The organism is Tannerella forsythia 92A2 (assembly GCF_000238215.1).
Lineage (GTDB): Bacteria > Bacteroidota > Bacteroidia > Bacteroidales > Tannerellaceae > Tannerella > Tannerella forsythia.
Window position 1 is genome coordinate 1,088,125 of record NC_016610.1, and the last position, 13,173, is coordinate 1,101,297.

Consider the following 13,173-nt stretch of genomic DNA (forward strand, 5'->3'; position numbering starts at 1 on the left):
ATCAAAAATAAACGCTTACCATATCCTCGATTATGAAGCAATATAAGCTAATCAACAACGTTTTGGGATGGATCGTCTTCCTGATTGCGTCGTATACGTATCTATCGACCATCGAGCCGACCGGAAGTTTCTGGGACTGCGGCGAATTTATTGCATCTGCCTATAAACTGGAAGTGGGGCATCCGCCCGGAGCACCTTTTTTCATGCTGATGGGCAATCTGTTTACGCAACTCACATCCGATACGGCGGAAGTGGCGAAGATGGTCAATTGTATGTCTGCCCTGTTCAGTGCACTTACGATTTTGTTTCTCTTCTGGAGTATCACGCACATGGCTCGGCGCATCATCCTGAAAGAAGGGAAACGCGAACTTACTTTGACACACACCATCATGGTGATGGGTTGCGGACTCGTCGGAGCGTTGGTTTATACCTTCAGCGATACGTTTTGGTTCAGTGCCGTTGAAGGTGAAGTCTACGCCAGCTCATCGCTGTTTACGGCCCTCGTATTTTGGTTAATTCTGAAATGGGAAGAAGCAGCCGATCGGCCGCATGCCGATCGATGGATTGTGTTGATCGCCTACTTCATGGGGCTAAGCATCGGTGTCCATCTGCTAAACCTGCTTTGTATTCCTGCCATTGTACTCGTTTATTACTACCGGAAATTCCCGAGCCCGACGTTCAAAGGGACGTTGATCGCTCTATTCGTATCATTTGCAATCATCGGATTGATCATGTATGGTGTCGTGCAAGGTCTGGTCGAAACTTGCGGCTGGTTCGAACTGCTGTTTGTGAACGTTTTCGGTATGCCGTATAATTCGGGCGTTTATGCCTATGTGGTGATCATTGCGGGCATGTTGGGCTGGTCAATCTGGGAAACGATGCGCAAAGACATCTCTCCGATGCGCGTCAGAATTTCTTTCGTCCTGACCATCGCTCTGCTCGGTATTCCCTTCCTGGGAAACGGCTATGTACTCGGTATCTTGTTGTTGATTGCCTTAACAGCCGTCCTGTTCCGCTTCAAAAATATCAATGTCCGTGCACTGAATACGATTTTGGTTTCGCTGATGGTGATCGTGGTGGGATACTCATCTTACGCACTGATCCTTATCCGTTCGACAGCCGATACGCCGATGAACCAGAATGCCCCGAAGGATATCTTCACCCTGCGCAGTTATCTGGCGCGTGAACAGTATGGCGACACGCCTCTTATCTACGGCAAGACCTACGTGTCGGTGCCGGAGCGCAAGAGCGACGGAACACCTGTTTCGAGTAAAGGACCCAAGATATGGAGTCGTGTGATAAAAAAAGATAAAAACGAAAAAGATCACTATTTTATTTCGGATACGGTACGTGAGTACAAATACGTCAGCGAAACGATGATGCTTTTCCCGCGTATGCACAGCCCCGAAGCGCGTCACGTAGCAGGGTACAAATCGTGGGCGAAGGTAAAAGGAACACCGGTAAAAGTCATCGATATGGGCGAGACAAAAAGTGTCATGAAACCGACTTTTGCCGAAAATATCAAATTTTTCGTTCGTTATCAGCTGAACTTTATGTACTGGCGATATTTTATGTGGAACTTTTCCGGTCGTCAAAACGATATTCAAGGGCATGGTGAGATTATGAATGGGAACTGGATCACCGGAATCAAACCAATCGATACGTTCCTCGTCGGGCCGCAGGATGATATGCCGTTCGATATTGCCAACAACAAGGGGCATAATGTGTATTATATGCTGCCTCTCCTACTCGGACTGCTGGGGATCTTCTACCAGCTGTTCAGCGGAAAAAAAGGGATGCAGTCTTTTTGGGTGACGTTCTTCCTGTTCTTTATGACGGGAATTGCGATCGTGCTTTATCTGAATCAGCCCCCTTTCCAGCCTCGCGAACGGGATTATGCGTATGCCGGGTCATTCTATGCATATTGTATTTGGATCGGATTGGGTGTCGGGGCCGTAGCGCGAGCGCTGGAGAAGTTCGGTAAGTTGCCGGGACTTGTGGCCGGTACGGTCGCGACGCTTGCATGCGTACTCGTTCCGATCCAGATGGCCGGACAAAACTGGGACGACCACGACCGTTCGGGACGTTACATGTGCCGCGACTTCGGTTCCAACTATCTCGAATCGTGCGAACCGAATGCCGTCATTTTTACGAATGGCGACAACGATACGTTCCCGCTCTGGTATGCGCAGGAGGTGGAAGGTATCCGTACCGATGTGCGCGTATGCAATACAAGCTATTTGCAAACCGACTGGTACATCGATCAGATGAAACGTCAAGCCTACGAATCCGCGCCACTGCCGATCACATGGGATCACAGCCAGTATATTCAGGGAAAACGGGATATGACATACGTCATCCAACGTATGGACAAAGTCGATTTGGGAAAAGCTTTGGAGTTCCTGCGCAGCGATGATCCACGCACGAAAAAAATTCCGGGTTACCGACGTGATATTCCGCATATCCCATCGGATGTGCTGACGTTGGAAGTCGATTCGGCCACGGTGATGAAACACGGTGCCATCAGCCCGCAGGACGCATCGCAGATGGTCAAGGAAATGACCATTAACCTCTCGGGCAAGGAAGTGCTGGGCAAAGAAGCCGTAACGATCCTCGACATGCTTCACACAAACAACTGGGAACGTCCGATCTATTTTGCCATCACGGTAGACCCGAACCAGTTCGTACGCCTCGATCCGTATTTCCAAAAAACGGGGATGGCCTATCGCATCGTGCCTTATATGACGAAAGGAGCGAATGCTCGCGCCATCGATACGGAAAAGATGTACGATAACGTGATGAACAAGTTCCGGTGGGGCGGTGCCGATAAGCCCGGAATATACATCGACGAGAACACGATGCGTATGTGCAAAAGCTACCGGATGTATATCTTCGGTGAGTTGGCTCAAGCATTGCTGGAAGAAGGTAAATCCGACAAAGCACAGGCTGTTCTGGATCGATGCATGGAAGTTCTCCCCGTCGAAAATGTACCGCTGGATTACAGTGCACTGATGATTGGCGATACGTATATGGCGATCGGCCAAAAAGAGAAGGGAGCTTCGATTCTCGACGGTATCATCGAAAACTCGTTACGGAACATCCGCTGGTATATGCGTCTGAACGCACGCGATAGGGCCGGTATTCGGGAGGATTGGCAGCGTGATCTGGCCATCGTGCAGAACGCGTTGGGAATGGGTATGCAATATGACCGTACATACGGAGCCAAGTACCGCGAAGAGTTCCAGAAATATCACATGGCTTTTCAGGGAACGCAAGACGGAGGCCGCAACCGGTAACCGACGATGTTTATCGAACAACCGCCCTGGCTTTACCGAGCGATTTTCCGCGGAGGCGTTTGGCGACTACCCCGGAAGGAGAAATGTGTCTACCTGACATTTGACGACGGTCCGATTCCCGAGATTACGCCATGGGTGCTTGACCTGCTCGACCGTTACGAGATTAAAGCCACGTTCTTTTGCGTCGGCGACAATGTGCGTAAGCATCCGAATATTTACCGCATGGTACTTGAACGCGGTCACGGAGTGGGCAACCATACGTTCAATCATATTCAGGGAGTCCGTTCGCGAACGTCTCGTTACATGGACAATGTAGAGAAGGCGGCAGAGCTGATCGGCAGTCGCCTCTTTCGTCCTCCGCACGGACATATGCGCCTTCCGCAACTGGCAAGACTGCGCAAAAAATACAAGGTGATCATGTGGGATGTCGTCACTCGCGATTACAGTCCTCACATGACCTCACAGGGAGTTTTTAACGTCGTAAAACGATATACGCGCAACGGCTCCATCATCGTCTTTCACGATTCACTCAAAGCCGGCGACCGTATGAAAGCTGCTCTTCCCTGGTCTATCGAATGGCTCAAAGAACAAGGCTACCGGTTCGAACTCTTCGAACCGTAGCCATCGTTCGTGAATGAGGAGAGTGAGAAACGAAGAACGAAAAGTGAAATATGCGTTTATTTGCGTCATTTGCGTTACTCGCGTTCGAATCGAACATCGCAATTCGTAATTCGACATTCGTAATTCATTCTTAAAGATGATCTTCGAAATACCGTGTTATCTTCTCGTAGAGATGCGGGCGGTCTTTGCCGATGACGTTGTGCGGATGACCGGGGTAGACGAAGTAGTCAGGGAATGTACCGGCATCGATACAGGCTTTCAGGAAGAGTTGGCTATGCTGCCAAACAACTACCGGGTCTATCGTACCGTGAATAAGCAGCAGACGTCCTTTTAAGTGGCCGGCCTTGAGTAACAGGTTGGCTTTTTTATATCCTTCGGGATTCTCTTTCGGATGATCCATATATCGCTCACCATACATGATTTCGTAGCGGTGCCAGTCGATCACCGGACCTCCGGCCACGCCTGCTTTGAACACGTCGGGATGCGTCAGCATCAGGTTGGTCGTCATGAATCCGCCGTAGCTCCAGCCGTGTACACCGAGACGCTCGCTGTCTACATAGGGTAACGATTTGAGCAGTTCGACCCCTTTCATCTGGTCGGCCATCTCCGCCTCGCCGAGGTTCCGGTGAATGACGCTCTCGAACTCGAAGCCACGATTAGCCGATCCGCGTCCGTCGATCGTGAGCATCACGTATCCTTTACGCGCCATATAAAGATCCCAACCGCCGACGCCGTTCATCCATCCGCCGGTGACGAGCTGCGCGTGAGGGCCTCCGTAGACGTAGATAATGGCCGGGTGCTTTTTCGTCTCGTCCAGACCCGGAGGCGTCACGAGGCGGTAATGCAGTGGAGTCTTACCGTCGGCCGCCGTGAGCGTACCGATACGGATGGTCGGCATATCGTAACTTGCGAACGGATTTTGGGCTGACAGGAGGGATTTCACCGTCCGACCGTCATTGATGCGCACAAGGTCGATGTCGCGCGGTATCTGCGGCGACGAAACCCGGTCGATCAAATAAGTATACGTTGCGTTGGCCGAAATATCGTGCACGCCTCTTTTCTCGGTCAGGCAATAGCGTCTGCCGGTTTTCATCTGTAATCGCCATGCATAGGTTTCAAGTGCACTGCCGTCTTTCGGTGAATGAGCGTCATGCGGTGCCGTAGCGGTAAAGAACAGATTTTCGCCTTTGGCATCGAAACCGAGGACTTCTTTTATGAGCCACCGTCCGGAAGTCAATTGCCTAACCAACTTACCATCGGTATCGTAAAGATAAAGGTGATTAAATCCGTCCCGCTGACTTTGCCAGACGAACTGACGCGGGTTACCGGGACGAAACAGCACCGACGCTTGCGGCTCGACGTAACGTGCGTTCGTTTCGACAAAAAGCTCCGCCTCACGTTGTCCGGTACGGGCGTCGTATCGTACCAGCCGGCAGGTATCCTGTCCGCGGTTCAGTTCGGCCAGATAAATGCTTTTTGCGTCGGGACTCCAGGCGATATTCGTCAGGTATTTCTCTTTCGGCAAGCCGGTTTTCAGCCAGACGATCTGTTTCGTAGAGAGATAATAGATGCCGACCGTTACCTCGTGACTTTTCATCCCGGCCATCGGATATTTGAACGGCTCGGCTCGGGCGATGCGTGCATCGACATGTACGATCGGGTAATCCGCAACCATGGTTTCGTCCATGCGATAGAAAGCCAGCGCCGCACCGTCGGGCGACCAGAAGAGCCCTTTGTGAATACCGAACTCGTTTTGGTGCACGGCTGTGCCGCAAACGATGCCTTTATCCGTCTCATTCGTCACCGTTTCGGTTGTGCCGTCGGGCGAAAGAATACAGACATTGTTTTCGCGTGTGAATGCGATGCGTCCGTTTACCTTGTCGTATTCCCAACGACTGCCTGCCGGATCCGGTGTATACTTTGCCGCGACGTGTCCGTTCCGCAGGTCGTAATGCACCCGATTCCCCTTGTACCGGAAAGCGATCACAGGCACGGAAACATCCGGCACGAAGAACGCCGGCATGGACGAAATTTCGGGCAGACCGGCTGCAACGAGCCGATCGCTTAGCCGGGCACGTGTGAAAGCGACTTGCTCGGAGCCGTCTGTCGGTTTGGCCATCAGCAGGCTGTCCCCCTTTACATACGTATAAAAATCACCGCACCATTGAAGTTGCCGGATGTTTTTCGGCACGAATCGATGGTTATTTCTACCGCCCGGTATCAGGTCTTGAAATGTCAATGTCTTTTCCTGTGCACTCATTTGCGTTGCGAATAATACAAGACAAAGCAATACGTAAATCTTTTTCATCGGTTTGTTTTTTATGGTTAAGTATTGTCCTCAGGTTTTTGGCTGATGTCTCTTTTCGGTTTTTACGATCGATACATTTCGGTAGCTTTTCGGGTAACTGCCCGAAGGCCGTTTCCGGTCTGTTTTTCCTTTCCGGTAATTGCTCGAAGCCATTTCCTTTCGGTTTTGCTTTTCGGCGATTACCCGAGGGGCTGCTTTTTTTCTTTCGCCCTCAGCTTTCTTGTAGGCTTTATTCGTTCCGGCAAACAGCTCGTAGCATCGGTACTCGCATTCGAGGTCGCCATTCCTAAGCTTGATTTTATGCTTCGGACGTAATCCGATGCGATCGAAACACTCGTCTTTGTAGCTGAGTATCCATGCGCCGTATCCGGTGAATACGTGCTTCAGCCGTTCGCCGATCATACTGTACAATTCGCTGATGTTATTGGGCGTGATGCGTTCGCCATAAGGCGGATTCGTAATGAGGATACCCGGTCGCGGCGCTTCGGTGAATTGCTGAAAAGGCAGCGTTTGCAATTCGATGTATTTCGTCAGGCCTGCGCTTCGGATATTCTTTTCGGCTTTCTTGACGGTTAACGGCGAGATGTCCGACCCGTAACATTTGAACGAAAATTCGCGTTCGGAGGAGTCGTCGTTGTATATCTCGTCGAACAGGTCGCGGTCGAAGTCGGGCCATCGTTCGAAGGCAAAGCCCTTGCGGTAGATGCCCGGGGCGATGTTCAGGGCGATCATGGCTGCTTCGATCAGCAGGGTGCCCGATCCACACATGGGATCGACGAAATGCGACTCGCCCCGCCATCCTGTTTCCAGGATCATGCCGGCGGCAAGCACTTCATTGAGAGGAGCCTCACCCTGTGCCGTTCGATAACCGCGCTTGTGAAGGCTCTCGCCCGAACTGTCGATAGACAGCGTGCAGTCTTTGTGTGAGATATGAATGTTGATATACAGGTCGGGGTTGCTCAAACGCACCGACGGGCGATCGCCCACGCGCTCGCTGAAGTAGTCGGCAATCGCGTCTTTGGTGCGGTAGGCCACAAATTTGGAGTGGTGGAAGTCTTCGGAATAGATTACGGCATCGACTGAAAATGTTTTCTCGGGAGAGAGATATTTCTCCCATTCGATCCGTTTCACTTCCTGATATACCATATCGGCATTGTTCGCACGAAACCGGGCGATCGGCATCAGAATACGCAACGCCGTACGGCAATGAAAGTTTGCCTTGTAGAGCATGGCTTTATCGCCCGTGAACGATACCATGCGTCGCCCCGTCTTTACGTTTCCGGCGCCGAGCGCCGTTAATTCTTCAGCCAAGATATCTTCTAACCCGTAGAGCGTCTTGGCGATCATCTCGAATGAGCCGTCCGTCATCGTCTTACCAGTTCATGACGATGCGGAACGTGCATGTCGGCGGTTTGTTTGCTGTATAAAAATCTGTATAGTATGCATAAAAAGCAATCGAACCGGGCATAAAGTCATAGGTATAATATTCACTCCATAGTTTCTCATTATTCCCATTCATTTCGCCTATCGGCACAACATAAGGTAACGGAGTTTGTACATTATCTCCATTATCCAATTTTAATATCCTAAAACCTTTGACAAGACCTTTTTCGTAGATGAATTTTGTCAGCTTACTTTCTTTAAAATCAAAGATGTAATGCGAATTTAGTCCATCTTTGTTTCCTACCAACTTCCAATCGTCAGCATGAACTGTATAATAAAGTATTTCCCAGTTCAGCTTTTCTCCCGATGCTCCCGGAGGTCCGGGAGGGCCCATCGGACCTTCGCACGAGGTAAGTGCCATGGCCAGTACACAGATCAATAACCCAATCTTTTTCATTGTTCTTTATTTTAAAATTCGTGTTGCAAACATACATAAAAAGTTTGAAAGCCATACGGCTGCCCCCCAAAAAACCGCCTGTCCGACTTTATTGATGTTGCGGACGCAGCAGGTCGTTGACGGTTTTAACGGGGTTGAACGTTTCGATCGGCACTTCGACAAACACCGTATTCCAGTCGCTCATGGCGCCGTTCCATAAACCCGGCAGCTCGAGTGCTTTCAGCTCGCGTCCGTCTTTGCTCTTCTGCGAGATAAATCCCGTATTCCGGTCTACGAAATCCGGCAGGTTATATTTCGTCCCGTCGGGACTTTTCAGGGCGCAAACAAGATCGACCGGATTAAAGTGCGTTCCCTGCTCGAAGAATTGACGGGCTTCGGGTTTTTCCATATCAATCTGTGAGCTTTCGAGAATCTGCAACGAAATAGTCCTGTCGGGGTTGACGGCAAAAAAGGGTCCTCCGCCGGGCTCGCCCACGTTCTTCACCATGCCGCACACGCGCAACGGACGCAGTAATTTCCGTTTGATGTAAAGAATCACTTCGACATCTTCAAGGTACTCCAGCTCCGGATTTTCAATGCACAATTCATCTTCGACGAAGCGGATCATCTCGGCCACCTGCTTCGGCGTATAGCGGCCGCTGTCGATCAGTTTCAGGTAGTCGGCGATCCGGGATTGCAGATCGACGAGTATTCCGGCCAAAAGTTGCTTGTACGTGACCGTAGCGTCTTTGAAATGGTCGGGCACCACGTTGTCGATGTTCTTGATAAATACGACATCGGCATCCATCGCATTCAGATTGCCAATGAGTGCCCCGTGCCCTCCCGGACGGAATACAAGCTGTCCGTCGGCATCGCGAAACGGTTCATTCTTCATATCCACGGCTACCGTGTCGGTGCTGGGCTGCTGCGTGCTGAACGACACCGAATAATGCACCCCGAACGCTTTCTCGTAGGCCGGCGTCGTTTCCTTGACTAATTGCTCAAACAACGGCTGATGTTCGGGCGAAACAGTCAGATGGATATGTACCTCGCCTGTCCGGTTCTTCGCATATAATGCTCCTTCGACGAGATGTTCCTCAAGCGCCGTCCGCACACCATCCGCATACGCATGAAATTGCAGCAAGCCTTTCGGCAGTGCTCCGTAATTCAGTCCTTTTTCTTCGAGCAGATTACTGACGATCGCCTTGTATTGACCCGCAGCCAGCAGCGATGGAATATCCTGCCCCTCGTTTTGCTGGCAACAGGCATCGAGTAATTGATAAAAGGCAAATCGCCCGATTTCGTCGAAAAATTTCTTCTCAAAGGGAGTTGTGGGAACCTCGTACGAGGCGGACAGGAAGCTAAACAAGTCTTTAAACATGCGGCTGGCTGCCCCCGAAGCCGGTACAAATTTGAGTATTTTCTTGTTCTCCGCCAGATACGCTTTCCAGCGGTCGATGTACTGTTGACGTGCCTCGTCCGAGATCGAGCGGATCCCTTTCGCGACCGACGCCGACGCTTTGATCTCCAGAAATGGAAATCCCTGCACAAAACGATCCAGCTGCTCCTGTAAACCAGTTTCCGTAATCTTCTTTTCAGCCAGTAACTGAAGATCATTAGATGTTAACATATTCCTTCTTACTCTATGATTCGCTCACAAATTTACATAGAAAATCCGGTTTCGGATGTTTGTGCAGGGATTTTTCTTTTCAGACTGTGTCTTTTTTCAGCCTATTCACTTTTCTCCTTTCTTGACGACCGGAATTTTTCCTGTTAGCTTATTTTATCTCGGATTTTTTGTATTCGTAAAATATGCCTTATCTTTAAAGCCGTTTTTTTGCGGATAGATCATGAAACGGTTTCTATATTTTATTCTCGCGTTCCTGTGCTTCGCCTCGCTGACAACAGCAGAGGGAAGCCTCTTCGCAACAAAAGATACGGTACGGCAAACGCCTCAAGACACCGTTCCCATACGCCGGCTGACCCTTCAATCGCTGCCTGCCCCTCTTGAGCCTTCCGCCGCGATGGATGAACGGACGTATGGCGTGGTGACGCTTTCGGTCGCCAGCATTCGCACACAAGGCAGGTATCCTGCCGAGATGGCGACTCAGGCGCTGCTGGGCACTCCCGTCCGTATCTTGGAACGGCACGACGGATGGTTGCGCATTCAAACACCCGACAATTATACGGGATATACGAAATCCGGCAACGTGACTGAGATGAGTGCCGACGCTTTTGCAGCATGGACAGACGCCCCGAAAATCATTTTTCTGGCTCATCATGGCTTCGCCTATTCACGCGCCGACCGTAAGTCGCCTCCTGTCTCAGACTTGGTGGCGGGCAATATGCTCCGCCTCGAAGGTAAAAAGGGAGCCTTCTATCGCGTCTCATATCCCGACGGACGAACGGCTTTTGTCCTGAAAGCCGAAGCACAGCCAATGGATGAATGGCTGAAGCATATCCATCTGACGGCTGAACGTGTTCTTGCTACGGCACAATCGTTTATGGGTGTACCTTACCTTTGGGGCGGCACATCGTCGAAAGCGATGGATTGCAGCGGTTTCGTAAAGACCGTTTTCTTCCTCCACGGACTCATCCTGCAACGGGATGCGTCACAGCAATGCGTCACCGGCGAGCAGATCGATATCACGAACGGATACGGGAATCTCCGTCCGGGCGATTTGCTTTTCTTCGGAAAGAGCCGAGACCGTATCCGTCATGTCGGGATTTATCTGGGCAACGGCGAATTTATCCATGAGGCTACCCAGGTAAAGGTCGGCAGCCTCACCCCGTCTGCTCCGAACTACGATGTCCTGAACGCGTCGGAGTTTGTACGTGCCTGCCGTATCATCGGCGCTCGCGAATGGTCCGGAATCAGCACGATTAAAAATAATCCGTATTACCAAAACCCATGGAACAAACAAAAACAATGAAACAGAATCGCAGGAATTTTCTGAAAACGGCTGCGTTCGCAGCAGCGGCAGGCAGTCTGTCTCTCGACTCATCGCATGCCGCACCGTTCACCCTGATGCGGTCAGCAGCTCTCGACGGCAAAATGAAACTGACATTCGAGCCGGTCGATTTACAGCTGAGATATACGTTCACCGTATCTACTTATTCGCGCACCATGACGCCGACCGTCCGCACAAAAATCGAATACGACGGCATGACGGGATACGGCGAAGCCTCTATGCCCCAATATCTGGGTGAGTCGCAGGCTTCGGTATGCGCTTTTTTGAAACGGGTGGAGTTAGACCGCTTCCGCAGTCCGTTCGAGATGGAGGATATTCTGACGTATGTCGATCGCCTCGGCGAAAACAATACGGCCGCAAAAGCAGCCGTCGACATTGCCTTGCACGACCTCGTCGGTAAACTCATGGGGCAGCCGTGGTACAAAATCTGGGGGCTGAATCCCGATCATATCCCTCCGACGACGTACACCATCGGCATCGATCAGCCTGATGTCGTTCGCAAAAAGACGAAAGAGTACCTTGACAAATTCCGTATACTGAAAGTCAAGCTCGGAACGGAACATGATAAAACGATGATCGAGACGATCCGCGAAGTGACTGATATCCCGCTGGCCGTCGATGCCAATCAGGGATGGACAGACAAACATCAGGCACTCGATATGATTCTGTGGTTGAAAGAAAAAGGTATTGTGATGGTAGAACAACCCATGTCGAAGAAGAAGCTTGACGATAATGCATGGGTCACGGAACATAGCCCGCTGCCTGTCTTTGCCGATGAGGCCGTACAACGACTGACGGACATCCCGCGATTGAAAGATGCATACAACGGCATTAACATCAAGCTGATGAAGTGTACCGGACTGCGCGAAGCCTGGAAGATGGTCAACCTTACCCGCTCACTCAATATGCAGGTGATGATCGGCTGCATGACCGAAAGCTCATGTGCCATCTCAGCGGCGACCCAGCTCGCTCCGGCTGTCGATTTCTGCGACCTCGACGGCAACCTGCTCATCCAACCCGAATCGGATTGGTGCCGCGGTGCAACATTGCAGGACGGCATCATGAAACCTGCCGATAAACCGGGTATCGGTATCGACGTTCGCAAGAAGTAAAAACCATTCATCTCATCCACTTTTACAAGACGGTAATGAGATCACAATAAAAGAACGGCCGCCCTTTTTCAGGACAGGGTAAAGGGTAATCTGACTGAATGTTGAAAACGAACCGCAGCCACAGCAAAAAAACACCTGAATAATTAAACTATTTATATCTCTTGATTGTTTCTATAAACAAGAGAGTCATAAAGTTGTATGGCGTTGCTATCAAACGGAGTTTATCATGAAAAAGGAGGTGCTGATCATTGTTCTGGGAACTGTTTGCTGCTTTGCGGGAGCAACCGACCGGCTCCGTCCGGCCGATACCCGTACCGCAGGCATGGGAGGACAAGGCGTGACCCTCTCGTCTTTGTTAAACCCGTCGTTGCCGGCAATGATGCCAAAGCGCGAAGTACGCACCGACTATCTCAACCGTTATAACATCAAAGAGCTGGGTACACTCAGCGGAGGACTGTGCTATCCGAATACCCTGTTGCCTTTCGGCGCTCATGTGGCTTCATTCGGTTATGACGAATACCGCGAGAGCATGTTCCGCTTTTCGGTTGCGAGGCGGCTGAGTCGTCTCTGGTCGCTCGGTGTCAGCCTGCAATATATCCTCTTGCAGTCGGAGTTATTCGAGCGTGATATGGCCCGGATAGCCGTCGATGTAGGGGCGGCTTTCCATCCGTCCGACGATTGGCTGATTGCCGTGTCGGTCATGAATTTCCCGTCTGTCTCGCTCGAAGACCGTGAGACGGACAGCAAGGATTTCGTGATGCGAAGCGTTTTGTTGGGTATGAATTATTGGGTGGCGGAAAAGGTTCTGCTGACCGTCGGAGTGGAGACTTGCGAAGAAACGCCGTTTTCTTTTTCCGCAGGAATGGAATATGAAGCATTCTCTGATTTTCGGATCCGCAGCGGAATAAACACTCATCCGTTCCTTCCGTCGGCCGGTGTGAGTTATACGCTCGTCGGTCTGACAGCCGATGTGGCCTTCTGGTATCATCCCGTACTGGGTGCGGGTTCCGGTTTCGGACTTTCTTTCTCATTCTGAATATGACAG

At 50.9% G+C, this 13,173-nt stretch carries 9 protein-coding genes; 5 read left to right on the forward strand and 4 right to left on the reverse strand.

All coding sequences use genetic code 11. The annotated features are described in order from the left end of the window. Positions 1 to 32: 32 nt before the first annotated feature. Complete coding sequence (locus BFO_RS04395) at positions 33 to 3,296, forward strand: protein O-mannosyl-transferase family (RefSeq protein WP_014224423.1); 3,264 nt, start codon at positions 33 to 35, stop codon at positions 3,294 to 3,296. A 6-nt stretch (positions 3,297 to 3,302) separates the two neighbouring features. Then, positions 3,303 to 3,917, forward strand: a complete 615-nt coding sequence (locus BFO_RS04400; protein ID WP_014224424.1) for a polysaccharide deacetylase family protein — start codon at positions 3,303 to 3,305, stop codon at positions 3,915 to 3,917. Between the two features lie 130 nt (positions 3,918 to 4,047). Here BFO_RS04400 and BFO_RS04405 read toward each other — a convergent pair whose 3' ends face one another. The 4 genes from BFO_RS04405 to BFO_RS04420 all read right to left on the reverse strand — a co-directional run bounded on the left by BFO_RS04405 (position 4,048) and on the right by BFO_RS04420 (position 9,674). Then, positions 4,048 to 6,225, reverse strand: a complete 2,178-nt coding sequence (locus BFO_RS04405; RefSeq protein ID WP_014224425.1) for a S9 family peptidase — start codon at positions 6,223 to 6,225, stop codon at positions 4,048 to 4,050. A 30-nt stretch (positions 6,226 to 6,255) separates the two neighbouring features. Then, on the reverse strand, positions 6,256 to 7,593 hold the full coding sequence (locus BFO_RS04410) for a THUMP domain-containing class I SAM-dependent RNA methyltransferase (RefSeq protein WP_014224426.1): 1,338 nt from the start codon (positions 7,591 to 7,593) through the stop codon (positions 6,256 to 6,258). A gap of 4 nt (positions 7,594 to 7,597) precedes the next feature. Continuing rightward, positions 7,598 to 8,065 carry a hypothetical protein gene (locus tag BFO_RS04415; protein ID WP_014224427.1) on the reverse strand — a complete coding sequence of 156 codons (468 nt, stop codon included), beginning with the start codon at positions 8,063 to 8,065 and terminating at the stop codon, positions 7,598 to 7,600. 88 nt (positions 8,066 to 8,153) lie between these two features. Beyond that, positions 8,154 to 9,674 (reverse strand): DUF4301 family protein, encoded by a 1,521-nt coding sequence (locus BFO_RS04420; RefSeq protein WP_014224428.1) that lies wholly within the window; start codon positions 9,672 to 9,674, stop codon positions 8,154 to 8,156. A 220-nt stretch (positions 9,675 to 9,894) separates the two neighbouring features. On the opposite strand from BFO_RS04420, the gene BFO_RS04425 reads away from it, so the two are divergent. The 3 genes from BFO_RS04425 to BFO_RS04435 all read left to right on the forward strand — a co-directional run bounded on the left by BFO_RS04425 (position 9,895) and on the right by BFO_RS04435 (position 13,164). After that, on the forward strand, positions 9,895 to 10,977 hold the full coding sequence (locus BFO_RS04425; protein ID WP_014224429.1) for a C40 family peptidase: 1,083 nt from the start codon (positions 9,895 to 9,897) through the stop codon (positions 10,975 to 10,977). Further along, entirely contained in the window at positions 10,974 to 12,128 is a 1,155-nt protein-coding gene (locus tag BFO_RS04430; protein WP_014224430.1) for a dipeptide epimerase, read from the forward strand. Before BFO_RS04425 ends, BFO_RS04430 begins: the two co-directional genes overlap by 4 nt. Before the next feature lie 226 nt (positions 12,129 to 12,354). Beyond that, complete coding sequence (locus BFO_RS04435) at positions 12,355 to 13,164, forward strand: PorV/PorQ family protein (protein ID WP_014224431.1); 810 nt, start codon at positions 12,355 to 12,357, stop codon at positions 13,162 to 13,164. Positions 13,165 to 13,173: the final 9 nt, after the last annotated feature.

Excerpts from the sequence above, each read along its gene's own strand:
- BFO_RS04395 (WP_014224423.1), top strand. The coding sequence starts at position 33 with ATGAAGCAATATAAGCTAATCAACAACGTTTTGGGATGGATCGTCTTC.
- BFO_RS04400 (WP_014224424.1), top strand. The coding sequence starts at position 3,303 with ATGTTTATCGAACAACCGCCCTGGCTTTACCGAGCGATTTTCCGCGGA.
- BFO_RS04405 (WP_014224425.1), bottom strand. The coding sequence starts at position 6,225 with ATGAAAAAGATTTACGTATTGCTTTGTCTTGTATTATTCGCAACGCAA.
- BFO_RS04410 (WP_014224426.1), bottom strand. The coding sequence starts at position 7,593 with ATGACGGACGGCTCATTCGAGATGATCGCCAAGACGCTCTACGGGTTA.
- BFO_RS04415 (WP_014224427.1), bottom strand. The coding sequence starts at position 8,065 with ATGAAAAAGATTGGGTTATTGATCTGTGTACTGGCCATGGCACTTACC.
- BFO_RS04420 (WP_014224428.1), bottom strand. The coding sequence starts at position 9,674 with ATGTTAACATCTAATGATCTTCAGTTACTGGCTGAAAAGAAGATTACG.
- BFO_RS04425 (WP_014224429.1), top strand. The coding sequence starts at position 9,895 with ATGAAACGGTTTCTATATTTTATTCTCGCGTTCCTGTGCTTCGCCTCG.
- BFO_RS04430 (WP_014224430.1), top strand. The coding sequence starts at position 10,974 with ATGAAACAGAATCGCAGGAATTTTCTGAAAACGGCTGCGTTCGCAGCA.
- BFO_RS04435 (WP_014224431.1), top strand. The coding sequence starts at position 12,355 with ATGAAAAAGGAGGTGCTGATCATTGTTCTGGGAACTGTTTGCTGCTTT.